The 24,105-nt window shown below is 63.7% G+C and carries 22 protein-coding genes; 15 read left to right on the top strand and 7 right to left on the bottom strand.

Annotated features, from left to right (window positions below):
* The first annotated feature begins 8 nt into the window (after positions 1-8).
* From cyoE to nagE, 8 genes are all read left to right on the top strand, one after another.
* Positions 9-911, top strand: coding sequence for a heme o synthase (cyoE, locus tag EPN59_RS08530; protein WP_293045892.1), 903 nt, complete (start codon positions 9-11; stop codon positions 909-911).
* Positions 912-924: 13 nt separating this feature from the next.
* Complete coding sequence (locus EPN59_RS08525; protein WP_293042689.1) at positions 925-1,554, top strand: SCO family protein; 630 nt, start codon at positions 925-927, stop codon at positions 1,552-1,554.
* Between the two features lie 150 nt (positions 1,555-1,704).
* Entirely contained in the window at positions 1,705-2,517 is an 813-nt protein-coding gene (locus tag EPN59_RS08520) for a MetQ/NlpA family ABC transporter substrate-binding protein (protein WP_293042692.1), read from the top strand.
* A gap of 396 nt (positions 2,518-2,913) precedes the next feature.
* Entirely contained in the window at positions 2,914-3,648 is a 735-nt protein-coding gene (locus EPN59_RS08515) for a GntR family transcriptional regulator (protein WP_293042695.1), read from the top strand.
* A 137-nt stretch (positions 3,649-3,785) separates the two neighbouring features.
* Positions 3,786-4,889: an N-acetylglucosamine-6-phosphate deacetylase gene (gene nagA, locus EPN59_RS08510; protein ID WP_293042698.1), complete on the top strand. Its 1,104-nt coding sequence runs from the start codon at positions 3,786-3,788 to the stop codon at positions 4,887-4,889.
* Positions 4,882-5,889 carry an SIS domain-containing protein gene (locus tag EPN59_RS08505; protein ID WP_293042707.1) on the top strand — a complete coding sequence of 336 codons (1,008 nt, stop codon included), beginning with the start codon at positions 4,882-4,884 and terminating at the stop codon, positions 5,887-5,889. The genes nagA and EPN59_RS08505 overlap by 8 nt, the downstream gene beginning before the upstream one ends.
* A 12-nt stretch (positions 5,890-5,901) precedes the next feature.
* Positions 5,902-8,502 carry a phosphoenolpyruvate--protein phosphotransferase gene (gene ptsP, locus EPN59_RS08500; RefSeq protein WP_293045889.1) on the top strand — a complete coding sequence of 867 codons (2,601 nt, stop codon included), beginning with the start codon at positions 5,902-5,904 and terminating at the stop codon, positions 8,500-8,502.
* 123 nt (positions 8,503-8,625) lie between these two features.
* Positions 8,626-10,371: an N-acetylglucosamine-specific PTS transporter subunit IIBC gene (gene nagE, locus EPN59_RS08495; protein WP_293037626.1), complete on the top strand. Its 1,746-nt coding sequence runs from the start codon at positions 8,626-8,628 to the stop codon at positions 10,369-10,371.
* Positions 10,372-10,448: 77 nt separating this feature from the next.
* Here the strand turns inward: nagE and rpoH are convergent, their stop codons facing one another.
* Positions 10,449-11,390 (bottom strand): RNA polymerase sigma factor RpoH, encoded by a 942-nt coding sequence (gene rpoH, locus EPN59_RS08490; RefSeq protein WP_293037623.1) that lies wholly within the window; start codon positions 11,388-11,390, stop codon positions 10,449-10,451.
* A 581-nt stretch (positions 11,391-11,971) separates the two neighbouring features.
* On the opposite strand from rpoH, the gene EPN59_RS08485 reads away from it, so the two are divergent.
* On the top strand, positions 11,972-12,355 hold the full coding sequence (locus tag EPN59_RS08485) for a nuclear transport factor 2 family protein (protein WP_293037620.1): 384 nt from the start codon (positions 11,972-11,974) through the stop codon (positions 12,353-12,355).
* A gap of 284 nt (positions 12,356-12,639) precedes the next feature.
* Here EPN59_RS08485 and leuA read toward each other — a convergent pair whose 3' ends face one another.
* A complete protein-coding gene (gene leuA, locus EPN59_RS08480) occupies positions 12,640-14,286 on the bottom strand; it encodes a 2-isopropylmalate synthase (protein WP_293037617.1) in 1,647 nt (548 codons plus the stop codon).
* A 616-nt stretch (positions 14,287-14,902) separates the two neighbouring features.
* Positions 14,903-15,865 carry a DNA-binding protein YbiB gene (gene ybiB / locus EPN59_RS08475; RefSeq protein ID WP_293037614.1) on the bottom strand — a complete coding sequence of 321 codons (963 nt, stop codon included), beginning with the start codon at positions 15,863-15,865 and terminating at the stop codon, positions 14,903-14,905.
* Positions 15,866-16,119: 254 nt separating this feature from the next.
* Here ybiB and EPN59_RS08470 point away from each other — a divergent pair, with 254 nt between their 5' ends.
* Together EPN59_RS08470 and maiA are read left to right on the top strand one after the other, a co-directional pair.
* Positions 16,120-16,818, top strand: a complete 699-nt coding sequence (locus EPN59_RS08470) for a fumarylacetoacetate hydrolase family protein (RefSeq protein ID WP_293037611.1) — start codon at positions 16,120-16,122, stop codon at positions 16,816-16,818.
* Positions 16,819-16,878: 60 nt separating this feature from the next.
* Complete coding sequence (maiA, locus tag EPN59_RS08465) at positions 16,879-17,526, top strand: maleylacetoacetate isomerase (protein ID WP_293037608.1); 648 nt, start codon at positions 16,879-16,881, stop codon at positions 17,524-17,526.
* A 100-nt stretch (positions 17,527-17,626) separates the two neighbouring features.
* On the opposite strand, the gene ftsY is transcribed toward maiA, so the two are convergent.
* Positions 17,627-18,784, bottom strand: coding sequence for a signal recognition particle-docking protein FtsY (ftsY, locus tag EPN59_RS08460; RefSeq protein WP_293037605.1), 1,158 nt, complete (start codon positions 18,782-18,784; stop codon positions 17,627-17,629).
* A gap of 225 nt (positions 18,785-19,009) precedes the next feature.
* On the opposite strand from ftsY, the gene rsmD reads away from it, so the two are divergent.
* Both rsmD and coaD read left to right on the top strand, forming a co-directional pair.
* Complete coding sequence (gene rsmD, locus EPN59_RS08455) at positions 19,010-19,654, top strand: 16S rRNA (guanine(966)-N(2))-methyltransferase RsmD (RefSeq protein WP_293037602.1); 645 nt, start codon at positions 19,010-19,012, stop codon at positions 19,652-19,654.
* A 128-nt stretch (positions 19,655-19,782) separates the two neighbouring features.
* Complete coding sequence (gene coaD / locus EPN59_RS08450) at positions 19,783-20,286, top strand: pantetheine-phosphate adenylyltransferase (protein WP_293037598.1); 504 nt, start codon at positions 19,783-19,785, stop codon at positions 20,284-20,286.
* A 219-nt stretch (positions 20,287-20,505) separates the two neighbouring features.
* Here the strand turns inward: coaD and EPN59_RS08445 are convergent, their stop codons facing one another.
* Positions 20,506-20,853 (bottom strand): winged helix-turn-helix domain-containing protein, encoded by a 348-nt coding sequence (locus EPN59_RS08445; protein ID WP_293037595.1) that lies wholly within the window; start codon positions 20,851-20,853, stop codon positions 20,506-20,508.
* Between the two features lie 94 nt (positions 20,854-20,947).
* Here EPN59_RS08445 and EPN59_RS08440 point away from each other — a divergent pair, with 94 nt between their 5' ends.
* Positions 20,948-21,502: a hypothetical protein gene (locus EPN59_RS08440; RefSeq protein ID WP_293037592.1), complete on the top strand. Its 555-nt coding sequence runs from the start codon at positions 20,948-20,950 to the stop codon at positions 21,500-21,502.
* 134 nt (positions 21,503-21,636) lie between these two features.
* Here the strand turns inward: EPN59_RS08440 and EPN59_RS08435 are convergent, their stop codons facing one another.
* A complete protein-coding gene (locus EPN59_RS08435; RefSeq protein WP_293037589.1) occupies positions 21,637-22,251 on the bottom strand; it encodes a hypothetical protein in 615 nt (204 codons plus the stop codon).
* A gap of 357 nt (positions 22,252-22,608) precedes the next feature.
* Between EPN59_RS08435 and EPN59_RS08430 the strand changes: the two genes are divergently transcribed.
* Entirely contained in the window at positions 22,609-23,595 is a 987-nt protein-coding gene (locus tag EPN59_RS08430) for a site-specific integrase (protein ID WP_293045886.1), read from the top strand.
* A 142-nt stretch (positions 23,596-23,737) separates the two neighbouring features.
* On the opposite strand, the gene EPN59_RS08425 is transcribed toward EPN59_RS08430, so the two are convergent.
* Positions 23,738-24,105 (bottom strand): hypothetical protein (locus EPN59_RS08425; RefSeq protein ID WP_293037582.1); only part of this gene is annotated, 368 nt, incomplete at its 5' end.

Genomic DNA, 24,105 nt, shown 5'->3' with positions numbered 1-24,105 from the left:
CCGCCCATATGGAAAGCACAACCTTCTCCCACACGCCCAGCCGGATCTCGCAATACGTCGCGCTCACGAAGCCGCGCGTGACCCAGCTTGCGGTGTTCTGCGCCGTGATCGGCATGTTCCTCGCCGTGCCTGGCATGGTGTCCTGGAAAGTTCTGATCGGCGGCACGATCGGCATCTGGCTCACGGCCGGTGCTGTATTCGCCATCAACTGTCTTGTCGAGCAGAAAGTCGACGCGATGATGCGCCGGACTGCCTGGCGCCCATCGGCGCGCGGCGAGATTTCGAGCGCGCAGATCCTGCTGTTCTCGGCCGTGCTCGGCGCCATCGGCATGTGGACGCTCTACACGTTCACGAATGCCCTCACGATGTGGCTCACGTTCGGCACGTTCGTCGGCTACGCGATCATCTATACGCTGCTGCTCAAGCCCGCCACGCCGCAGAACATCGTGATCGACGGCGCTTCGGGCGCCATGCCGCCCGCGCTCGGCTGGGCGGCCGTCACCGGCCACGTGCCCGGCGACGCCTGGATTCTCGTGCTGATCATCTTCGTGTGGACGCCGCCGCACTTCTGGTCGCTCGCGCTCTACCGCCGCAAGGATTACGAAAACGCGGGTCTGCCGATGCTGCCCAACACGCATGGCGAAGCCTATACGCGTCTGCACATCCTGCTCTACACGGTGATCCTGTTCGCGGTCACGCTCATGCCGTTCATCTCGGGCATGAGCGGTGTCGTGTATCTCACGGTGGCTGTGCTGCTCGGCATGGCGTTCCTCGGCTACGCGCGGAGGATCTACCGCGAGTACTCGGATGCGCTCGCACGGAAGACTTTCCGCTATTCGATCGTTTATCTCTCAGTGCTCTTTGCAGCGCTGCTCGTCGACCACTACGTTCGCGTTCTGATAGGGGCGTGACAGCATAAGACTCATGATCCGTCATAAATTCGCGCGCTTCGGGCGCACCTCGCTCGTGGCGCTCGCCACGGTTTGCGCCCTCGGCGCCGGCGTACTGACTGCGGGGTGCGGTCAGCAGGCGCCGTCGTTTACGAACCTCGACATCACCGGCAATACGCAGTTCGGCAAGGATTTTTCGCTGCCGGACTCGGGCGGCACCATGCGCTCGCTCGCTGACTACAAGGGCAAGGTTGTCGTGCTGCTGTTCGGTTATACGCATTGCCCGGACGTCTGCCCGACCACCCTGGCCGAACTTTCGCAGGCGCTCCAGCAACTCGGGCCGGATGCCGCGAAACGCGTTCAGGTGCTGTTCGTCACCGTCGATCCCGAGCGTGATTCGGCCGAGCTTCTCGGCCAATACGTGAGCGCGTTCAACCCGACCTTCGTCGGCCTGCATCCCGCCAACGACGACCAGCTCAAGCAGATCGCGAGGGACTTCCGCGTGTACTACGCGAAGGTGCCGGGCGCAACGCCGGGTAACTACACGATGGACCACACGGCCGCGGGCTATGTGTTCGACTCGACCGGCAAGCTGCGGCTTTTCGCTCGCGACGCGCAGGGCGCGACGCCCTGGGTTCACGACCTGAAGCTGCTGCTCGACTAAGCCCCTGGACTGAATCGCCGGAAATATCGGTATGTAATTTTGGTATTTCACGCGCCTGGCCTCCTGTGAGACCATCTGGACCCGCTGGCGGAGCGCACACAATGCGGTTCCGGCTGGCCATATTGAATAACAAGCAGGAATACTCTCTCCATGCAGCGCAGAATTCTGATCAAGACCCTCCTCGCCGGCTTTGCCGCCACCACGCTCGCCACCAGCTTCGGCGCCCACGCCGACGACCAGACCATCAAGGTCGGCACCGTCTCCGGTCCGGACGCACAAGTCTGGAACGTCGTCCAGAAAGTCGCGAAACGCGAAGGCCTGAACGTCAAGGTCGTCGAGTTCAACGACTACGTCCAGCCGAACGCCGCGCTCGACGCAGGCGACCTCGACGCCAACAGCTTCCAGCACCAGCCGTACCTCGACAGCCAGGTCAAGCAGCGCGGCTACAAGATCATGACCGCGGGCCTGACCTACATCTCGCCGATGGGCGCGTATTCGAAGAAGCTGAAGTCGCTGAACGACCTGCCGCAAGGCGCGAAGGTCGCGGTGCCGAACGATCCGTCGAACGAGAACCGCGCGCTGCTGCTGCTGCAGAACAAAGGTGTGATCAAGCTGCGCGCAGGCGCCGGCGCGAACGGCAACAACGCGACGCCGCTCGACGTCGCAGCGAATCCGAAGAAGGTGAAGCTCGTCGAACTCGATGCGGCGCAATTGCCGCGCGCGCTCGGCGACGTGGATGCCGCCGTCATCAACACGAACTACGCGCTCGCGGCCGGCATGCAGCCGACCAAAGACGCGATTGCGCTGGAAGACATTCGCAGCCCGTACGCGAACGTGATCGCCGTGCGTATCCAGGACAAGGACAAGCCCTGGGTGAAGAAGCTGGTTGCGGCCTACCAGTCGGAAGACGTGCGCCAGTTCATCAAGAACGAGTTCAAGGGTTCGATGGTTCCGTCGTTCTGATTGGGATCTCGGCAGTACCTCGGCGTGCAGCGCGTTGCTGCACGCAGTGCTCGTAAATAACCGCGGCTTGTGCCGCGGTTTTTTTTTGCCCGACGCGTTGACACCGGAGTTTTCCGATGACACCAATACCAGACTATTTTGGTCTTGTTCTGGTCCTACTCTGCAGCTATTTTTTGGGCAACTAAGGGAAAATCCCAATGCGAGAAATCATCGTGCGAGAAGCGAAAAATGCATTATATGTTGTTGATTTAAATAAATATTATTGGCTTGATGGCGGCGTGAATAGCGCCTGTTGACTGGTTTTATGCTGGTTATATAATGGGCTCGCTCTGGAGCCCGGATACACGTATCCCGCGCGCGGACGCCCCCACGATCCCCCCCACTGGCTGGAATCCCATGGAAACCCGTTGGTCTGCCCTGATGCCCGACGCGCGCAATGTGACGCCGCTCTATCTGCAGCTTGCGCGCAACCTTGCCACGGCGATTCATTGCGGCGTGTGGTCGGCTGGCGAGGCGCTGCCGTCGGAGCGCTCGCTTTCCGATGCCATTGGCGTCTCGCGCATCACCGCACGCAAGGCGATCGAACTGCTCGTGGAGCAGGGGCTGATCCGGCGCGCACGCGGCGCGGGCAGCTTCATCACGCCGCGGGTTGAAGATCCGCTGTCGCGTCTGACCGGTTTCACGAAAAAGATGGAGCAGCGCGGCTTCACGCCGGATTCGGTGTGGCTCGCGCGCGAAGTGCGCCCCGCGCACCGCGAAGAGATCGTGCAACTGGGTCTCTCGCCGGGCGCGTCGGTGACGAGCCTGCGCAGGCTGCGCCGCGCTGACGGCATCGTGATGGCCGTCGAGCATTCGGCGCTGCCGGTTTCGATCGTGCCGGACCCGAAGGCCGTCGGCACGTCGCTCTACGCGCTTCTGGAGCAGTGCGGCGCGCCGGTCGTGCGCGCGCTGCAGCACTTTCGCGCCGTCAATGCGACGGGCGAGATCGCCGCGCTGATGGGCGTCGAGCCGCGTGCGGCGTTGCTCGTCATCACGCGCGTGGGCTTTTCGGCCGACCAGCGCGCGATCGAATTGACCGACACGTATTGCCGCGACGGCTACTACGACTTCGTTGCGGAGCTGCGCCAATGAGCGCCTGCGCCCGAGCGAGCGGGCATGCAGCGCCACTGGACAGATCACGCATGCAAGCCACAAATATGACGCCTCGTGCCTCGTTGCAACCTGGCGGAATCCGGAACAGATTCTGAAAGACATTCAGGAAGACATTCATGCTGAGCGGAAACATACTCACCCCTGAAGGCTGGATTGACGGCACGCTGTCGTTCGAGAACGGGCGCATCACGTCGATCAGCGGCAATCCGGCCGATCCGGCGAACAACGACGCGCCCTACATCCTGCCGGGCTTTATCGATCTGCACGTTCACGGCGGCGGCGGAGCCGACGTGATGGAGGCGGGCGACGCCATCGAAACCATCACGCGCACGCACGCGCGCTACGGCACGACGAGCCTGCTCGCGACCACGATGACCGCGCCGCGCGACGAGCTCATGAACGTCGTGGCGGGGCTCGGCGACGTTGCGCGCACGCGCACGCCGGGGGGCTCGCGCGTGCTCGGCGTGCACCTGGAAGGGCCGTACATCAACCCGGGCAAGCTGGGTGCGCAGCCGGACGCGGCGGTATCGGCGGTACTCGCCGAAGTGCTCAAGTACCTGTCGATCGCGCCGATCCGCGTCGTGACCGTCGCGCCGGAGATCGCGGGCCACATCGAGATCATTTCGGAGATGGCCGCACGCGGCGTGCGCGTGCAGCTCGGCCACTCGCTCGCGACCTACGACGACGGCGTCGCCGCCCTCAAGCACGGTGCGCGCGGCTTCACCCACCTGTTCAACGCGATGTCGCCGCTCCATCACCGCAATCCGGGTCTCGTCGGCGCGGCGCTCGCCCACGCCGAATACGCGGAGATCATCCCCGATCTGCTGCACGTCCATCCCGGTGCGATCCGCGCCGCGATGCGCGCGATTCCGCGCCTCTACGTGGTCACCGACAGCACGTCGGCGACCGGCATGCCCGACGGCGAATACCGTCTTGGCAGCCAGCACGTGACCAAGTGCCTCGGCGGCGTGCGTCTTGCCGACGGCACGCTCGCAGGCAGCACGCTGACCATGGATCAGGCGCTGCGCAACCTCGTTTCGCTCGGCTTCCCGATCGCCGATGTTTCGATGCGTCTGTCGCGCTACGCGGCCGACTATCTCGGCGTCGAAGATCGCGGACGCCTCGCGCGCGGCGCATGGGCCGACATTGTCGTGTTCGACCGCGAACTGGCACTCGCCGCAACCTATGTCGAAGGAGAATCGATTGTCGAATATGCTTAAGGAAGCGCTGGCCTCGTCCAGCATCGTCGCCATGCAGCTCGCGGACACCTCGCGTGTCGAGGCGCTGGCGCGAGCGCTCGATGCCGAACCGCGTCAGGTGGCGCTCACCGTCGCGCGCGGCAGCTCGGATCACGCGGCAAGCTATTTCGCCGCGCTCACGATGAGCCGCATCGGCGTGCCGGTCGCCTCGATTCCGATGTCGATTGCCACGCTTCAGCAGGCGCCGTTACGCGTACGCGGCCAGTTCGCGCTTGCTTTTTCCCAATCAGGCAGGAGTCCTGATCTTGTCGAGACGATGCGCGTGCTCCACGAAGCGGGCGCGCTGACAGCGGCTATGGTCAACGTGCCGGGCTCGCCGCTTGCAGAAGCCGCCGGCATCGAGCTGCCGCTTCTCGCCGGTGCGGAGCTGAGCGTCGCGGCCACGAAGAGCTATATCGCGATGCTGTCGCTTTCGGCGCAACTCGTGGCGTTCTGGCAGCGCGATGCGGCATTCGTCGACGCGCTGCGCGCGCTGCCCGATGCACTCGAACGCGCGGGCAAGCTCGACTGGTCGAAGGCCGTGGACGAACTGCGCGACGTGTCGCAGATGATCGTGATCGGCCGCGGCGCGGGCCTCGCCATCGCACAGGAAGCGGCGCTCAAGCTCAAGGAGACCTCGGGCATCCAGGCCGAGGCGTTTTCGAGCGCGGAGGTGCGTCACGGCCCGATGGAGCTGATCGACCGCGACTATCCGCTGCTCGTGTTCGCACCGCGCGGACCGGAGCAGGCGGGCCTGATCGGCCTCGCGCGCGACATGACGAAGCGCGGTGCGCGCGTGCTGCTCGCCGCGCCCGCCGACGTGCCGGATGCGACGCTGCCGCTCGCGACCACCGCCGATCCGGCACTCGATCCGGTCGCCGCGATTCTTTCGTTCTACGTGATGGCGGCAGGCCTTGCCGCCGCGCGCGGCCGCAACCCCGACGAGCCGCGCTACCTGAACAAAGTCACCGAAACACACTAGATTGGAAAACTGATGGAGCGCATCCTGGAGTCCCGTCTGATGAATCCCGTTGAACCCGCTGCGGGCGACATTGTGCTTGTCTCGCCTCTCACCGGGCCGGTCGTGCCGCTTGCCGACGTACCCGATCCGGTGTTTTCGGAAGGCCTGTTCGGCGATGGGATCGGCATCGATCCGCTCGTTGGGCGGCTCGTCGCACCCTGCGACGGCATCGTCATGCACCTCGCACGCACCGGTCACGCCGTCACGCTGCAAACCGCAGAGGGCGCGCAGGTGCTCGTGCACATCGGCATCGATACGGTCGAACTGCACGGCAACGGCTTCAAGCCGAAGGTCGCGCAGGGCGCGCACGTGCAGCGCGGCGATCTGTTGATCGAATTCGATCTCGATGTCGTCGCGTGCGAGGCGCAAAGTCTCGTTTCGGTCGTGGCAATCGCGAACTCCGAAGCGTTCGACGTGATCTCGCGTGCGCCAGCGGGCAATGTCGAGGCGGGCGTGACGCCGCTGCTCGTGCTGCGAGCGCGCGCCAGCGCCGAGCCGGCGGCGGGCGGTGCGTGGCCGGTCGTCACCGAAGCGCGCAAGAGCGTGACGCTCGCCCATGCAGGGGGGCTCCACGCACGGCCCGCCGCGCGGGCGCGCCAGGCTGTGCGAGCGTTCGACGCGCGCGTGGAAGTGCGCTTTGGCGAGCGCAAGGCCGCCATCGAGAGCGTGGTCGGCCTCCTCGCGCTCGGCGCAGGCGAAGGCGCGACCATCGAAGTGGTCGGCATGGGCCACGACGCACAGCAGGCCGTGGACGCGGTCGTCAACGAACTCACGCGCGAAGCGCCGGGCGAGACCGGCGAGGCGCCTGCGCGGCAACTCTCGCCTGTGCCGGGCGCGGCTGCAAGCGCGCAGCCCGCGACGGCCGCGAGCGCCGGTGCGCGCACGCTCGTCGGCGTGTGCGCGGCGCCGGGCGTGGCGGTTGGCACGCTCGTGCACTGGAGCGATGCGGAAATCGTGCCGCCCGAACTCGCGAGCGGCAGCCTCTCGGCTGAGAGCCGCGCGCTCGACAAGGCCATCGCCGCCGTCGACGCCGAACTGAACAGCGCCGTGCGCGCCGCCTCGCAGCGCGGTGCCATCGGCGAAGCGGGCATCTTCACGATGCATCGCGTTTTGCTCGAAGATCCGACGCTTGTAGACGCCGCACGCGACCTGATCAGCCTTGGCAAGAGCGCAGGCTTCGCCTGGCGCGAAGCGATCCGCGCGCAGATCGCGGTGCTCGGCAAGGTCGACGATCCACTGCTCGCCGAGCGTGCCGCCGACCTGCGCGACCTCGAAAAGCGCGTGCTGCGCTTGCTCGGTTACGCGAACACGGCCGCTCGCACGCTGCCCGACGAAGCCGTGCTCGCCGCCGACGAATTCACGCCGTCCGACCTCGCGACGCTCGACCGCTCGCGTGTGACGGCGCTGGTCATGGCGCGCGGCGGCGCGACTTCGCACGCGGCGATCATCGCGCGCCAGGCGGGTATTGCGGCGCTCGTCGCGGTGGGCGATGCGCTGCATACGATTCCGGACGGCACGCAGGTCGTCGTGAACGCGGGCGAAGGCCAGTTGGCCTACGCGCCGAGCGCACTCGACATCGAGCATGCGCGCAGCGAGCGCCTGCGCCTCGAAGGCGTGCGCGAAGCCAACCGGCTTACGTCGCAAGAGGCGGCGGCGACGCGCGACGGCCGGGCAATCGAAGTCGCCGCGAATATCGCGACGCTCGACGACGCCAACGCCGCCGTCGACAACGGCGCGGACGGCGTGGGCCTGTTGCGCACCGAACTGATGTTCATCCATCGCCAGGCGGCGCCGACCGTCGAAGAGCATCGCCAGAGCTATCAGGCGATTGCCGATGCGCTTGCCGGGCGCACGGCGATCATCCGCACGCTCGACGTGGGCGCGGACAAAGAGGTCGATTACCTGACGCTGCCGCCCGAGCAGAATCCCGCGCTGGGCCTGCGCGGCATCCGTCTCGCGCAGGTGCGTCCCGATCTGCTCGACGACCAGTTGCGCGGCCTTCTTGCCGTGCGGCCGGCGGGCGCGGCGCGTATCCTGTTGCCGATGGTCACCGATGTCGGCGAACTCGTGCGCCTGCGCGCGCGTATCGACTCCTTCGCGCGCGAACTGGGCCGCACGGAGCCGATCGAGGTGGGCGTGATGATCGAGGTGCCGTCGGCGGCGCTGCTGGCCGATCAGCTTGCGCAGCACGCGGATTTCTTCTCGATCGGCACGAACGATCTCACCCAGTACACGCTCGCGATGGACCGCTGCCAGCCCGATCTCGCGGCCCAGGCAGACGGCCTGCACCCGGCCGTGCTGCGTCTCGTCGCGGCGGCGGTGCAGGGTGCAGAAAAGCACGGCAAGTGGGTCGGCGTCTGCGGTGCGCTGGCGGGCGATCCGCTCGCGGTGCCGCTGCTCGTCGGGCTCGGCGTGACGGAGTTGTCCGTCGATCCGGTGTCCGTGCCCGCGATCAAGGCGCGCGTGCGCAACCTCGACTGGCAGCAGTGCCGACAGCGTGCACAGGATGCGCTCGCGCTCGAATCGGCGCAGGCCGTGCGCGCGTTGAGCACCGCCGTCTGGCCGCTCGACTGACCGGCAATACCACCCTTACCACCAACCCGTCAGCGCGCACGGTGTGCCGTACGCGCTGACGCTTCGCAACACCCGACCGACGTGACCAACGTCACCAAATAGACCGGGACTGGAGGCAGTTCTATGGATGGCAATCCGTTTCTTAAAATTCAGAGCCTCGGCCGCGCGCTGATGCTGCCGATCGCAGTGTTGCCGGTAGCCGGCATCCTGCTGCGCTTCGGGCAGGCCGACATGCTGAACATCAAGATCATCGCCGACGCAGGCGGCGCGATCTTCGACAACCTGCCGCTGCTGTTCGCGATCGGCATTGCGGTGGGCTTCGCGAAGGACAACAACGGCGTTGCGGCGCTCGCCGGCGCGCTCGGCTATCTGGTCCAGACGGCCGTGATGAAGGACATCAACGACAAGCTCAACATGGGCGTCCTCTCGGGTGTCGTGGCGGGTATTGTCGCGGGCATGTTGTACAACCGGTTCAAGGACATCAAGCTGCCGGAGTTCCTTGCGTTCTTCGGCGGCAAGCGGTTCGTGCCGATTGTCACGGGGCTCGTGTGCCTGGTGCTCGGGGTCGTCTTTGGCTACGCGTGGGGGCAGGTGCAGGGCGCGATCGATTCCGCCGGTCACTGGCTGACCACCGCAGGCGCCATCGGCACGTTCGTCTATGGCCTCCTGAACCGGCTGCTGCTCGTCACGGGCCTGCACCACATCCTGAATTCGCTCGTCTGGTTCGTGTTCGGGACCTTCACGCCTGCAGGCGGCGGCGCGCCGGTCACCGGCGACCTGCATCGCTTCTTCGCGCAAGACCCCACAGCGGGCAGCTTCATGGCCGGCTTCTTCCCGGTGATGATGTTCGGCCTGCCGGCCGCGTGCCTCGCGATGCTGCACGAGGTGCCGAAGGAGCGCCGCTCGATGGTCGCGGGCCTGCTGCTCTCGATGGCGCTCACCTCGTTCCTCACGGGCGTGACCGAGCCGATCGAGTTCACGTTCATGTTCCTCGCGCCCGTGCTCTACGCGATCCACGCGGTGCTGACGGGCCTGTCGCTCGCGATCTGCTCGCTGCTGGGCATCAAGCTCGGATTCACGTTCTCGGCAGGTGCAATCGATTACGCGCTGAATTACGGTTTGTCCACGCACGGCTGGCAAGCGATTCCGCTCGGCATTGCCTACGCGATCGTCTATTACGGGCTGTTTCGGTTCTTCATCCGGCGCTTTAACCTGCCGACGCCGGGCCGTGAGCCCGTGAGCGGCGATGCGGCGGTCGCGACGTCGGTGTCGGGGGCTGCGGCAGGCGCGACGCGTGCCGGGCGCTATATCGATGCGCTCGGCGGTGCGGACAACCTCAAGGTCGTCGATGCCTGCACGACGCGCCTGCGTCTTTCGGTGGCGGATGCGGCGAAAGTCTCCGAGCCCGCGCTGAAGGGGATCGGCGCGCGCGGCGTGCTCAAGCGTGGCGGTGGCAGCGTGCAAGTCATCATCGGACCGGAAGCGGACATGATCGCCGACGAAATCCGCAACGCAATCGGGCGCGGCGGCCATAAGGTGGTGCCGCAGGCGCAGGTCGTGACGCAAACGCACGATGCCGCGCCGGTTCAGGCCGTTGCCGGGGAAGGCGCAGCGCAGGGTCCGCTCCAAGGTCCGCTCGATCCGGATCCGGCCGGGTTGCTTGGCGCGCTGGGCGGTTCGGCGAACATCGCGTCGATTGATGCTGTGGCAGTGACGCGTCTGCGCGTGACGGTGCACGATGCGTCGGCAGTCGATCGTCAGCAGCTCGATGCGCTCGATGTCGTGTGGGTTTCGGACAATACGCTGCACATCGTCGCTGGCCGTGCTGCATCGCGCTACGCGCAAATGCTCGCGCCGCAACCGGCCTGACCAACGGAACAACTAAAAAGCCCCGCCTCCTGAGAGGACGGGGCTTTTGACTGTGCCTCGCGGTCCGCGTGAGCGGATTAGTTGTAGTCGGCGAGCGTCGTGCGCATCTTCTTCATCGCGCTTGCTTCGATCTGGCGGATTCGCTCCGCCGAGACGCCGAACTCATCGGCCAGTTCGTGCAGCGTCGAGCCGCCCGAGCCGTCGTCGGAGACGTTGAGCCAGCGCGCCTCGATGATGCGGCGGCTGCGTGCATCGAGCGCTTCCAGCGCGCTCGTGATGCCGTCCGACTGCAGGCGGTCGCGCTGACGTGCGGCCAGCACGGCGGTCGGCTCACTGTGCGAGTCCGCGAGCCACGCGATGGGGGCGAAGGATTCCTCGCCGTCGTCGGACTGGCCTTCGAGCGCAATGTCGGCGCCCGACAGCCGCGTTTCCATCTCGACGACTTCCTCGCGCTTCACGTTCAGTTCTTGTGCCAGACCGTCGATTTCCTCCGGCGTGAACGACTGCAGGCCCTGCTTGTGGCTGCGCAGGTTGAAGAACAGCTTGCGCTGCGCCTTGGTCGTGGCGACCTTCACCATGCGCCAGTTACGCAGGATGTATTCGTGGATTTCGGCCTTGATCCAGTGCATGGCGTACGACACGAGGCGGACGTTCTGCTCCGGGTCGAAGCGCTTCACCGCCTTCATCAGGCCGATGTTGCCTTCCTGGATCAGGTCGGCGTGCGGCAGGCCGTAGCCGAGATAATTGCGCGCGATGGACACGACGAGGCGCAGGTGCGACAGCACGAGGCGCCGTGCGCCTTCGAGACTGTTTTGCTCGCGATATTCGGTCGCGAACTGGCGCTCCTCTTGCGGCGTCAACATCGGGATCCGGTTGACGGCCTGGATGTACGCGTCGATGTTGCCCAACTGGCCGGGCAGCATCGATTGACTCGCGAGCGCCAGCGCGCCTGACCGCGCCGCCTTGGCCGGCGTCGGGCTCAGCGTACCAGGAAGGGTCATTGTCAGTGCGTTGCTCACGTAGTGAACTCCTCTATATCTGCAAAAGTCGGACTGCGACTCCACGGTGGATGTTAGCACTCTGATCCACCGAGTGCTAACCCTTGGAGTCTGTAGTGAATTGAAGGTTCCGCGATAACTATCGAGATTGTGTTTCGATAGATTTTGCGAGAGCCACGCCGGGCGGGGCTGACAGCCCGCGTGGGTCGCTCGCGCAGGATCGCGTCGAGTAAACCCTCTAGTCGTGAGCACGAAGGCTCACAGAACGGAACTCAATCAGGGTTGGCTTGCAGATGCCACGCCACCGGGGCTGCGGCCAAACCGTGCGAAGTGCCGAACTTCGATATACGAAGCATAGACATCGCACCGGCCGGAAAGTGCTGCGCTGCGACGATCAGGCGCGTCGGCCGAGCGGCTGTTTCGGGGGGCGTTCAGAGGGCCGGATTCGTCTCGTGAGCGCTATGCGCGCTGAATCACGCGGTAATTCGATTGCACATATCCACGCGTCAAATCCTGGTATAAATTTCAGCCAGGCGCGTGCGGTACATCTTCGGCGCAGGTTCGAGGCAATGGCCCGGACTCGTGCGCAAGGGGCTCGAGCAATGGCTGCAAAAGTAATCGATGCGATTCGCGGACTGGAACGCGAGCGGTTTCGTGCGATGGTGGACGGCGACGGCACGTCGCTCGCCGAACTGCTATCGGACAACGTGATCTACGTGCACACGAACGGCAAACGCGAAACCAAGCAGCAGTTCATTGATGCCATCACGGCAGGCCGCCGTCGCTATCGGCAAATCGAGATCCAGTCGCAGGACGTGCTGCCCGTGGGGCGCGAAACCTGTGTCGTTTCGGGCCGCGCGCTGGTCGAAATGGAGGCCAACAACGGCGCGCTGCTGTTTCCGATTGCCTATACGGCCATCCAGACCCAGGAAGACGGCCGCTGGCGTCTGCTCGCCTGGCAGGCCACGCGTTGTGCGCTCGAATGAGATCGGTGGATTTCTGCTTCCGGGGCGTCTTCTGAACGCTCCGGGCTCGCGCCAGCAGCCTGTCTGACCGCCGGCGCCCAACGGCGCTGCCTGCTGCTTCCTGTCTTTCAGAATTCCTGCGGCTGAATTTCTGCGGCTGAATCCCCGCACTTGAACTCCTGCTGCTGAATCCCCCCTGCTGAATTTCTTCCTCTGAACGCCTTCACCCGATCCTCGCCGCGCCGCTGGACTGTGCCGTGCGGCGCGGCTGCCTTCCTGGTTCCCTCTGCCGTTGCCCCGTTACGTCAAGCCGCGGCGCGGCGGTCGACCTGCGGCCACGACGCGCGATTCACACTGCTCACGACGGCTTCGATCGCCGCGTGCGTTGCGTCCTCGGCGATGGCCACGCCGTGGCGGATCCCCTGCGATCCCACGCGGCATCCGACGAACACCGCCGTGCAGCCAACGGTCGTGCGTGCGGTTTCGAACGACATGAGCTCGACGTCTTCACCCGATGCCGCCGCAATCGCGGCCACGACGGCCCGTGCGTGCGCGTCGAGACTGCTGGCCGATGCAGGCGCCGCGACATCGCAGCCCTCCCAGCGCACGCGTCCCGCGCCCGTGTGCGTGGCCGGACCGTGCGTCTTGAAGTATTCGCGCGCGAAGAGCGCGCAGATTGCGTCGCCTGTGATTTCTTCGCCGGATGTGTCCGCGAGCGTCTGCACCGCATGGCTGAACTCGATCTGCACGCGGTACGGCGGCGTGAAGCCCATGCCGCGCTCGAGCAGATAGGTCGCGCCGCCTTTACCGGACTGGCTGTTCACGCGGATCACGGCGTCGTAGCTGCGTCCGAGGTCGGCGGGATCGATCGGGAGGTAGGGCACTTCCCAGACCGCATCGGGGCGCTGCTGCGCGAAGCCCTTGCGAATCGCATCCTGATGTGAGCCCGAGAATGCCGTAAACACGAGGTCGCCCGCATACGGATGGCGTGGATGCACGGGCAACTGGTTGCAGCGCTCGACCACGCGGCGCACGGCGTCGATATCGGAGAAATCGAGGCCCGGGTCGATCCCCTGCGTGTAGAGGTTCATCGCGAGCGTCACGAGGTCGACGTTGCCGGTGCGCTCGCCGTTGCCGAACAGGCAGCCCTCGATGCGGTCCGCACCCGCGAGCAGCGCCATTTCGGCGGCGGCCACCGCCGTGCCGCGATCGTTGTGCGGATGCACGGAGAGCACGATGCTGTCGCGGTATGCGAGGTTGCGGTCCATCCACTCGATCTGGTCGGCAAAAACGTTCGGCATCGCCGCTTCGACCGTCGCCGGAAGGTTCACGATCATCTTGTGATCGCGCGTCGGACGCCAGGTCTGCGCGACGGCGTCGCACACTTCGCGCGCGAACGTCAGCTCGGTCATGCTGAACGTTTCGGGCGAGTACTCGTAGGTCCACTGCGTCTGAGGGCGCGCATCGGCGTATTCGCGGATGATGCGCGTGCCTTCCACGGCGAGTGCTTTCGTTTCGTCCTTCGACTGGCCGAACACGATCTTGCGAAACGACGGGCAGATCGCGTTGTAGAGGTGCACGATCGCGCGCGGCGCGCCTTCGAGCGCTTCGAACGTGCGGGCGATCAGCGCCTCGCGCGACTGCACGAGCACTTCGATCGTCACGTCGTCGGGGATGCGCTTTTCCTCGATCAGCTTGCGCACGAAATCGAAGTCGGTCTGCGATGCCGACGGAAAGCCGACTTCGATTTCCTTGAAACCGACCGCCACCAGCATGTCGAAAAATTCGGTCTTCTGCTCGATGCTCATCGGCTCGATCAGCGACTGGTTGCCGTCGCGCAGATCGGTGCTCATCCAGACCGGCGCGCGTTCGATGGTGCGGGTGGGCCATCGGCGGCCATTGAGGCGGAAGGCGGGAAACGGACGGTACTTCTCGGCAGGGTTACGCAACATGGCGAGCCTCGTTCGATTTGTCGTCTGCGAAGGTGGCCGGCAGCGGGCGGCTGGCGGGCGGCTGGCGAAGCACGGTGCGCGAAATTTCGAGCGAGCGGGCGATGACGGCGCATGCAAGCGCGGCAGCGGCGGTGGCCGAGCCGGAAGCAAACGTGAGGCAAGCCCATGCAACGTGCATTTTGACCCTCGCGACTCGTCCGAACGGTAGACGGACGAATGCAGACGACAAACAGGTTGTGAAAGGAACTACGGTTTGGAGGTACTGCTGAAACTGCTTGGGAGGACTGCGCTACCGAAGAGGTGGTCGCGCAGCGCTATGCCTGGCTTACGCTAGACGTAGCGATAGGGCCGCTAGGCGGCCGGAGGTAATTCGGAGGGTGTTCGGGAAGGAACGCATCGGCACAATGTAAGGCAGGCTGGACGCGCGTGTCAACGAGGAATTTTGAGTTGGCGTGTTTTCAGACTCGCCGGGCAGATGCGGCAGGATGCGCGCAGAAGCACGCCGATGGTGCATTCTGCGGCGATGGCGGGCACGCTTCGTCCAGCGTTGCCTTGCGTTGCCTCGCGTTGTGCGCCTCGCGTGGCGTCGCACAACGCGAGGCGCGTTGCGCCGTGCTCAGCGTTTCGCGATGCGCCGGATCGTCTCGACCTGGCGCGCAAGCGCCTGCGGCACCGGCGCATCGCCGCGCAGCACCGCTTCGATCCATGCGGCCGTGGTGGGCGCATCGCGGCCTTCGGGCAGTGCGGCGTCGGGCGTATCGGGCGACGAAGGCTCCGGCTCGATCAGCGTTTCGCAGATGCCGTCGTGCAGCCAGTCGACCTGCACCTGGCGGCGCGTGTCGGCGACGGCTTCGCCTTCCGTGCCGCGCGCGAGCAATGCGCCGCCCACGGCGGCATCCGGGTGCGCCGCGAACAGCGCGCGCATGCTCTCGCGGTACGCCGGGTGGGTGTAGTTCACGAGCCGCACGCCGGGTTGCGCGAAAGGCTGCAGCAGCTTGACGAGCGTGTGCGTCGAGTTGCGCACGCCCATGCGGCGGCGCAGCGCGAGCAGGCGCGCGAGCTTCGGCGCGAGCGCTTCGATTGACGCGAACGCGACGCGGCGTTCTTCGAGCTGATGTTCGATATCGGCGTGATCGAGCGCGTCGGACAGATTCAGCGCCGCGAAGATTTCAGCGCTCGTGACCCGTCCCGGATCGCTGCTCACGCCGTGGACCAGCACTGGCACACCTTCGCGCGCGAGCAGCAAGGCGAGCAACGGCACGAGGTTCGGCTGCTTGCGCGCGCCGTTGTAGCTCGGGATCGAGACCGCGCGATAGTCGCCCGCCGGGGACGCAAGCGGCGCGAATGAAGCGTGCGCGGCAGCCAGCATTGCAGCGAGTTCGTCGGCGGATTCGCCTTTTAGCCGGTACGCGAGCAGCACCGCGCCGAGTTCGAGATCGGGTACGCGGCCGTCGAGCATCGCGGCGTAGAGCGCGTGCGTGTCTTCCGGCGACAGCGCGCGCGCGCCGTTCGGCCCACGGCCGATCTCCTTGATGAAGCGGGCGCAGGAAAAAGTGTCGGGGGCGTCGGGGGCATTCATGGGGAGCGGAATTCCTGGGTGCCGGTACGCGTGCGGTGCGCGGCGTGCATCGTTGTGGTCATTGCTGTGATCATCGCAGCGGCCATTGCAGTGGCCATCGCAGCGGTCATGAAAGGGCGGATGCGCAAAGTATCGCATGAGGTGCGCAGGCGATGCCTGGCGCCAACGTGCAATCCCCCGGTCACGCAGTGCCTGCGCCGGGCGTTACACTGCCTGCACTGACCGCGCTGACTTTCACGCCTTGGGAGAATTTCATGACGTACGCTTTTGAGCCGGCACCGCCGGTATCGGTGCCGGTAGCAGGAAGCGACCAGCGTTTTCCGGTGCGCCGCATCTATTGCGTCGGACGCAACTACGAAGCGCACGCGCGCGAGATGGGCCACGATCCGGATCGTGAGCCGCCGTTCTTCTTCTCGAAGCCCGCCGATGCGGTTCTCTACGTCGCCCCCGGTGCAACCGCCGAATTCCCGTATCCCGCGCAGTCGAAGAACGTCCACTTCGAGATGGAACTCGTCGCGGCGATCGGCAAGGGCGGAAAGGACATTCCCGTTGCGCGCGCACTCGAACATGTCTGGGGCTACGCGCTCGGCCTCGACATGACGCGCCGCGACCTGCAAGCCGAAGCGAAGAAGCTTGGCCGCCCATGGGATACCGCCAAGGGCTTCGATCATTCGGCGCCGATCGGCCCTATCCATCCCGTTACGCAAGTCGGTCAGGTCGCACGCGGCGCGATCTGGCTATCGGTCAACGGTGAGGAAAAGCAGCGCGCGGACGTTTCGCAGCTGATCTGGCCGGTGGCCGACACGATTGCGTTTTTGTCGACGCTCGTCGAGCTGAAGGCCGGTGATCTGATCTACACGGGTACGCCCGAAGGCGTTGGCGCGGTAGTGAAGGGCGATTTGATGCGCGGCGGCGTCGACGGGCTCGGCGAGTTTGCCGTGCGCGTGGTCTGAAGCGCGCGTAAGGTCACACTTCGGCAACGATTCGCGCTTCTGAATGGGAGTGAGACGGACATGAAGCTCTACAGCTATTTCCGCAGTTCGGCAGCGTACCGTGTGCGTATCGCGCTGAATCTGAAGGGCCTGCCGTACGAGTACGTGCCGGTGCATCTCTTGCGCGACGGCGGCGAGCAACTGAAACCGGCCTACCGGCAGATCAACGCAGACGGCATCGTGCCGACGCTGATCGACGACGAGCAGCACGCCATCCAGCAGTCGCTCGCGATCATCGAGTATCTGGACGAGACGCACCCCGAGCCGCCGCTGCTGCCGAAGCGGCCCGTCGACCGCGCCCACGTGCGCGCGCTGGCGCTTCAGGTGGCGTGCGAGATTCATCCGTTGAACAACCTGCGCGTGCTGAAGTATTTGAAGCACACGCTCGGCGTCGATGGCACCGCGAAGGATGCGTGGTACCGCCACTGGATCGAGTCGGGGTTCGAGACGCTCGAACGGCGTCTGGCGAGCGATCCGCGCACGGGCAAACTCTGTTACGGCGATACGCCGACGCTTGCCGATCTGTGTCTCGTGCCGCAGGTGTTCAACGCGAGCCGCTTCGAGATCGACACGTCGCGTTATGCGACGATCGAGCGCATTTACGATTACGCGTCGCAACTCGAGGCGTTCGCACGGGCCGCGCCGGGCGTGCAGCCGGATGCCGAGTGAGCGACGTGCACCGAGGTGCGCCAGTGATCGGCGCGCAAGGAAAAAGAGCGCCGTTCATCGGAACGACGCCCTTTTTTGGGGTGCTGCGCGCTGATTGCGCTTAGTTGCCGAGCAGCGCGTCGGTGAATTCTTCGGCGTTGAACGGCTGCAGATCCTCGACCTTTTCGCCCACGCCGATGAAATACACCGGCACCGGACGCTGACGCGCAATAGCCGCGAGGATGCCGCCCTTCGCCGTGCCGTCGAGCTTCGTGACGATAAGACCGGTCAGGCCGAGCGCATCGTCGAACGCCTTCACCTGCGCGAGCGCGTTCTGACCCGTGTTCGCGTCGATCACGAGCAGCACTTCGTGCGGTGCGCCGTCGAGCGCCTTGCCGATCACGCGCTTGACCTTCTTCAGTTCGTCCATCAGATGGAGCTGCGTCGGCAGGCGGCCGGCCGTGTCGGCCATCAGCACGTCGATGCCGCGCGCACGTGCGGCGCTCACCGCATCGAAGATCACCGCGGCCGGGTCGCCGCTTTCCTGCGAAACGACCGTCACATTGTTGCGCTCGCCCCAGACCGCGAGCTGTTCGCGCGCGGCGGCGCGGAACGTGTCGCCGGCGGCGAGCAGCACGGACTGGTCGAAGCGCTGCAAATGCTTCGCGAGCTTGCCGATGCTCGTTGTCTTGCCCGCGCCGTTCACGCCCGCAATCATCATGACGAGCGGCTGCGCGCGGCCGAGCATGAGCGATTTTTCGAGCGGTTTGAGCAGGTCGATGAGCAACTGACGCAGCGCGTTTTTCACCTGCGGAGCTTCGGTGAGGCGCTCGCTGCGCACTTTCTGGCGCAGCGTTTCCAGCAGGAATTCGGTGGCTTCGACGCCCGCATCGGACATCAGGAGCGCCGTTTCGAGTTCCTCGTAAAGATCGTCGTCGATCTTCGCGTTGACGAAGATGCTCGTGAGGCTCGAACTCGTCTTCGAGAGGCCCGATTTCAGGCGCGCGAGCCAGGATTGCTTCGCGGCCGCTTCGGGCGCGGGCGGAGGAACGATGTCGACGGCCTCGACGGCCACGGCGGTTGCAGGGGCGGATCGCGAGGGCGAGGACGCCGCGATGGGCTGGCGTGCTTGCGCAGGCGCGGCTGCGGGCGAGGGCGCGCGGGTATCGGATCCGGCCGGTGCCGAATCCCCGGCTTGAGCCTCGGGCGTCTGCGCGGCTTCGGCCTGCGCGGTCTCTTCGGCCTTGGAGCCGCGGAGTCGTTTGAAGAAACTGAACATGATCTGGTTCGTGGAGGCGCGTTGCGGGTCGGACCGTGGAGTGGTCGCCGACGTCGTGGAAATGGAGGCAACGCACGGAAAACACGGCATTTTATCAGGCGCTCTCGGCCGCGTCGTTGCGGTAACCGGGCGGCGCGTACGCGGGGCTGTGGTAACGTTCGCGCATCAGGGGGCCGGCGCGCGCGGCGCGTCGCCCAGACACTCTAAAGCCGCATCGAAAAACGCATGTCCCGATCCTCATCTTCGCGCCCGCAGGGTGCCCGCTCCGTTCAGCCTGCTGCGCCGGGCAAGGCCGTGCGCGGCGGCGCGCACACGATCCGTATCATCGGCGGCGACTGGAAGCGCACGCCCCTGCCGGTCATCGATCTCGATGGCCTGCGGCCCACGCCCGACCGCGTGCGCGAGACGCTCTTCAACTGGCTCGGCCAGCAACTCGATGGCCAGCGCTGTCTCGACCTCTTCGCCGGTAGCGGCGCGCTCGGTTTCGAAGCGGCGTCGCGCGGCGCCGCGCGCGTCGTGATGATCGAGCGCAATGCGCGCGCCGCCGCGCAGTTGCGCGCGAACCAGGCGCGCTTGTCGGCGCGTACCATCGAAATCGCCGAAGCCGATGCGCTGCGCCTCGCGGCCAGTCTCGCGCCGGGTTCGTTCGACGTGGTGTTCCTCGATCCGCCGTTCGGCGACACCGCGCTCCTCACGCGCGCGCTCGAACTTTGCACGCCGCTCGTTGCAGCGGGCGGCTGGCTGTACGTCGAGTCCGGCGAGCGGCTCGATCCCGCCGCGCGACCCGACCTGGCGGGTTGGAGCGTCGTCCGCGACGGCAAGGCGGGCGCGGTCTTCTATCATTTGCTGCAGCGCGAAAATGAGGAATAATGCGCGTTCGATAACAAGTGGCGGGCAGCCTCATCGCCAGGCTCGCACTTGCGCCTGCACCGCGACGGCCACGATCGAACTGGCCGGGCAGTGTATCGCGCCCCATTTCCGATGAGAGGAGAAGCCTCATGGTAGTCGCCGTGTACCCCGGTACCTTCGACCCCCTTACGCGCGGCCACGAAGATCTCGTGCGGCGCGCGTCGAGCATTTTCGACACGCTGGTGGTTGGCGTTGCCGACAGCCGCAACAAGCAACCGTTTTTCTCGCTCGACGAGCGGCTCGAAATCGCCCACGAGGTCCTCGGCCATTATCCGAACGTGCAGGTGATGAGCTTCAAGGGGCTGCTGAAGGATTTCGTGCGCGTCAATAACGCGCGCGTGATCGTGCGCGGCTTGCGCGCCGTGTCGGACTTCGAATACGAGTTTCAGATGGCGGGCATGAACCGCTATTTGCTGCCTGATGTCGAAACGATGTTCATGACGCCGTCCGATCAATATCAGTTCATCTCCGGCACGATTGTGCGGGAGATTGCCCAGCTCGGAGGCGACGTGAGCAAGTTTGTGTTTCCGTCGGTGGAAAAGCGCCTGCAGCACAAGGTCGCCGCGATGGGCGGCCCGGTCACGAAGGCTTGAGCAAAAGCGGCACAAGCGGCACGAAAGGACGCAAACCGGAGGGCCTGGTGACAACGCCGGCCCTCGCATCGCAATGCAATGAGAAACGAGTAAGAAGTGCGTGATTTTTGCGATTCTCGATGCGTCTGTTTATTGGTTGTGCTGATTATCAGATTGGAAATGGATGGGAGAGCAGGTCCGAAATGCAGACCTGTTGGTGACATCGGCAGATTGAGTCAGTCAGGAGCCTTTAGCCGCCTTCGCGAACGCTTCGGCGAGTTTGTCGAAATGCTTGAGCGCGGCGGGCGTTAATTCGATCTGTTTGCGGCGTGTGTCTTCCGTGTCGCCTAATGTGAGCCAGCCTTTTTCACGCATTGACGTAATGCGCGCGTGAAGCGTTGCGGGCGAGCCAAGTTCGCTACGTGCCATCATGTCCCGCACCGAAAGCCGATCGTTCTTTTGGTTCGCGCGCGCGACGAATTCGAGAATTTTCTCTTCGAGCGGATCGAGCGCAGGCAGCGTGGGCAGGCCACGCAGTGCTTCGGTCAATTGCAAAAATCGAAGATAGATATCAGCAGGACGTGTCATTGCTTGCGTACCAACCGCGTTGAACGCCCGCTCAACGACGCGCGAGCCTTAACTTTGATGCAGCTATTTAAAAACGTAATGAGAATTATATCGTATGCAAAGCTTACGTTTACATTGCTGGTCGATCGCAGGCACCGTGCTCGTGTACATATTGTCGTTGTGGCTGAATGAGGCGCTTTTCAGACACACGGAGTTTCTGAACGGCGTTAACTGGATCTATCTGCCGACCGGCATCCGGTTGCTGAGTACGCTGCTACTTGGCGCGGATGGTGCGATTGGCTTATTGATTGCCGCGCTAATCGTCGATTTTGCTTATTACTTTCCCCACGATCCGGTTCGAGCCATTGTGGGGGCGATCATCAGCGCGGCGGGGCCCTACGCGGTCTATCGCCTGGCGCTTGAGCGGTACCAACTAAAAGCGTCATTGGCGAACCTGACGCCCAAGCGGCTCCTCGTTCTGGCGTTCGCCGTAGCAACGGCGAATGCCGTGCTGCATCATCTCTGGTTTGCGTTGACCGGGGATACCGAAAACTTCATCAAACGCTTCTGCATGATGTACATAGGCGATTTGCTTGGAGCGCTGATCATGCTTTATGCCATGAAGGGCGTGCTTTCAATCCTTCGTAACATCGTGATTCGAGCGGAATAACATTCGCAGTGCAATATATATTAAAGAAGAATCCGGTTGCTAAAGCGCGCAAGGCGGCCTCTCATTCAAGCGGTTATTTATAGTCGGAACCTGCGGCGAGGCTAAACCTTGTCGCGTCGCAACACAGCGCATCTTCAAAAATCGGATGGCGGGTGAGCCACATGCCAGGCGGCGTCGCAATGTGGCGCGTCTGTTGTTGTGCCGGCATTAGTCATTCGGTTGTCCGTGAGGCGGTCGTACAAGGTGGGCCAATCGACTGCCAGCAGCGGAATTGTCTCGTCGTTACGGGCCCAATAGGTCACGAACCGTTGCCAGCCTTCAAGGAAGATGCCTCTGCCGGGACTGAGCAAACAGGGTGACCTGGCAACGAGAGGGACGACTGCCGGTGGAAAAGTTGCCGCAAGCGTTTCGAGGATGTCCGTTGTCTCGTTCGCCGCGTCCGCATTATTGGCTTCCGACGAAAAGTAATGTCGTACAACCTCCGCGACAGACGATGTGCCGACTTCGATATAAGCGGCACGTACGCCATTTAGCGCGACCAGGACAGAAGATGGCGTAAATGCGCATCCGGCCAACCGCCGGAGCACAGGGAGTTTCACATATGGGGGTAATGCGCCAAAATCCGTCTCTTCGCGTTGCAATGCATCATGAAACGCGGCATAGCCTAAAAGCCACGCGCTGGCCGGTTGGGCGGTTGATTGATTCCGGGAAGGAATTAAACCCACCTGCCCATTTCGGGTAGTATGCATACCACCTCCTTTTGGTATAAAAATCATAACAAATGAAAGTGTTTAGTACAAGTTTTGCTATAAGCAAATAATCAGGTTAAGCAGTTTAGACAAAAGAAGGCGCGTGAGCGCAACGCAGTGCGCTGCACATGCCCGCATTTCGAGCAATGTTGTCCGGCGGCACAGATGGCTTGAGCGCTATAATGCACTGTTTTTGAATGAAAAGTTGGTGGAAGTATGGCCCTGATGATTACCGACGAGTGCATCAACTGAAAATTGGGGTCAGAACCTAATTTGACCGTTGGCTGAGGCTTTCCAGCATTTCCAATTGTCCGAAAACATGTTTTTGCAACTCAACCGCAACTCAGAGGCAAAAACATGGCGACATTCAGTCAGCGTAATGGACGCTGGCAAGTCAAAATCAATCGCAAGGGATTTCCTACGCAGTACAAGTCGTTTGCGACGAAGGCAGACGGGCAAGTCTGGGCACGTTCAGTCGAAACCGCGATGGACGACGGGACGTGGGTCGATCCAGCAGGCACGACCGACATAACCTTCGGCAAACTGCTGGAGCGTTACAAGGAATCGATCACACCGACAAAGCGTAGTCGGCTCAGCGAAGAATATCGAATCGGCAAAATGCTGCGCCACAAGATTGCCGAGTACAGCATGCGCAATCTGACGGCGAGTCTGCTGGCCGATTACCGCGATCAACGTCTCAAGGTGGCGACCAATTCATGCGTCTGCCGTGAACTCGCAACGATCAGCGCGGTGATCACACATGCGCAGCGTGAGTGGGGACTCTCAGTAAGCAATCCGACGAAGCTTGTGAAAAAGCCCCGATTGCCGCCTGGGCGGAATCGCATATTGAAGCCTGCCGAACTTGATCGGCTCCTGCATGAACTGCATACGGAGCGCCATGAGTTACGGAGTAGGTGGCTGCTTCCGCTCGTGAAGCTTGCGCTGGAGACAGCGATGCGACAGGGCGAATTGTTGTCTCTGCAATGGAGGCACGTCGATTTTGATCAGCGCACGGCCTATCTGCCGATGACGAAAAACGGCAAGGATCGGTATGTTCCGTTGAGCAGTGCCGCGATCGCGATTCTGGAGAGCTTGGAGCGCATCGACGAGCGCGTTATCCCGATCAGCCAGAACGTCGTCTTGTGTGCGTGGCCGAGAGCGTGCAAGCGTGCCGGAATTGAAAACTTTCACTTTCACGATCTACGGCACATGGCAACGACGAATCTCGCGAAAAAGCTACCAAACGTGATCGAGCTTGCATCCGTGACCGGGCATTCCAATGTTCAGATGCTGAGTCGGTACTACCACACGTCAGCGAGCGAACTGGCGAAAAAGCTCGGATAAGCCTCGATAACTTGTGTATACCGTACACACGGGAAACCTCGAAAAACGGGGTTCTCTAATGACGAAGCCCTGTTCGATTGCGTACGAACAGGGCTTGTATCGGCCTCAAACGTCGGTTCAACCGACATTCGCTGGATGTCGATCAAATCGGCTTGGCGTTGAGGTCGGCGAGCTGCTTCTTTGCCTTGTCGATGCGATGGGTCAAGTCGGCACGCTTCGCCGCGACCGTCTGGCGCTTGGCGGCCTGCTTCTGCGCTTTGATGCGCTGCTGCTCAAGGTCTGCGACTTCATGCAGACCTGCTTGGGTCAGGATTTCGTGGTATCTCATGGCTGTTGTCTCCATCGTTGGATGCAGATATTTAGCGGATGGAGGGACCGCGATCGTTCTGGTTGTTGATTTGCACGGAATCCTGACCCACCCTACGCAGTAATTTGCATCGAATATTGACCCACGTAGAACACTGACCTGCTCGGCAACGGGCAGGGGAACGGAGTGATCGACGTGGCTAT

Source organism: Paraburkholderia sp. (assembly GCF_004298475.1).
In the GTDB taxonomy this organism is placed as follows: domain Bacteria; phylum Pseudomonadota; class Gammaproteobacteria; order Burkholderiales; family Burkholderiaceae; genus Paraburkholderia; species Paraburkholderia denitrificans.
The sequence above is the reverse complement of the archived record's forward strand: the minus strand, read 5'-3'. Positions and strand labels throughout refer to the sequence as shown.

What these genes read in the sequence shown, in the direction of transcription:
- cyoE (WP_293045892.1), top strand. Translation starts at nt 9, where the DNA reads ATGGAAAGCACAACCTTCTCCCACACGCCCAGCCGGATCTCGCAATAC.
- EPN59_RS08525 (WP_293042689.1), top strand. Translation starts at nt 925, where the DNA reads ATGATCCGTCATAAATTCGCGCGCTTCGGGCGCACCTCGCTCGTGGCG.
- EPN59_RS08520 (WP_293042692.1), top strand. Translation starts at nt 1,705, where the DNA reads ATGCAGCGCAGAATTCTGATCAAGACCCTCCTCGCCGGCTTTGCCGCC.
- EPN59_RS08515 (WP_293042695.1), top strand. Translation starts at nt 2,914, where the DNA reads ATGGAAACCCGTTGGTCTGCCCTGATGCCCGACGCGCGCAATGTGACG.
- nagA (WP_293042698.1), top strand. Translation starts at nt 3,786, where the DNA reads ATGCTGAGCGGAAACATACTCACCCCTGAAGGCTGGATTGACGGCACG.
- EPN59_RS08505 (WP_293042707.1), top strand. Translation starts at nt 4,882, where the DNA reads ATGCTTAAGGAAGCGCTGGCCTCGTCCAGCATCGTCGCCATGCAGCTC.
- ptsP (WP_293045889.1), top strand. Translation starts at nt 5,902, where the DNA reads ATGGAGCGCATCCTGGAGTCCCGTCTGATGAATCCCGTTGAACCCGCT.
- nagE (WP_293037626.1), top strand. Translation starts at nt 8,626, where the DNA reads ATGGATGGCAATCCGTTTCTTAAAATTCAGAGCCTCGGCCGCGCGCTG.
- EPN59_RS08485 (WP_293037620.1), top strand. Translation starts at nt 11,972, where the DNA reads ATGGCTGCAAAAGTAATCGATGCGATTCGCGGACTGGAACGCGAGCGG.
- leuA (WP_293037617.1), bottom strand. Translation starts at nt 14,286, where the DNA reads ATGTTGCGTAACCCTGCCGAGAAGTACCGTCCGTTTCCCGCCTTCCGC.
- ybiB (WP_293037614.1), bottom strand. Translation starts at nt 15,865, where the DNA reads ATGAATGCCCCCGACGCCCCCGACACTTTTTCCTGCGCCCGCTTCATC.
- EPN59_RS08470 (WP_293037611.1), top strand. Translation starts at nt 16,120, where the DNA reads ATGACGTACGCTTTTGAGCCGGCACCGCCGGTATCGGTGCCGGTAGCA.
- maiA (WP_293037608.1), top strand. Translation starts at nt 16,879, where the DNA reads ATGAAGCTCTACAGCTATTTCCGCAGTTCGGCAGCGTACCGTGTGCGT.
- ftsY (WP_293037605.1), bottom strand. Translation starts at nt 18,784, where the DNA reads ATGTTCAGTTTCTTCAAACGACTCCGCGGCTCCAAGGCCGAAGAGACC.
- rsmD (WP_293037602.1), top strand. Translation starts at nt 19,010, where the DNA reads ATGTCCCGATCCTCATCTTCGCGCCCGCAGGGTGCCCGCTCCGTTCAG.
- coaD (WP_293037598.1), top strand. Translation starts at nt 19,783, where the DNA reads ATGGTAGTCGCCGTGTACCCCGGTACCTTCGACCCCCTTACGCGCGGC.
- EPN59_RS08445 (WP_293037595.1), bottom strand. Translation starts at nt 20,853, where the DNA reads ATGACACGTCCTGCTGATATCTATCTTCGATTTTTGCAATTGACCGAA.
- EPN59_RS08440 (WP_293037592.1), top strand. Translation starts at nt 20,948, where the DNA reads ATGCAAAGCTTACGTTTACATTGCTGGTCGATCGCAGGCACCGTGCTC.
- EPN59_RS08435 (WP_293037589.1), bottom strand. Translation starts at nt 22,251, where the DNA reads ATGCATACTACCCGAAATGGGCAGGTGGGTTTAATTCCTTCCCGGAAT.
- EPN59_RS08430 (WP_293045886.1), top strand. Translation starts at nt 22,609, where the DNA reads ATGGCGACATTCAGTCAGCGTAATGGACGCTGGCAAGTCAAAATCAAT.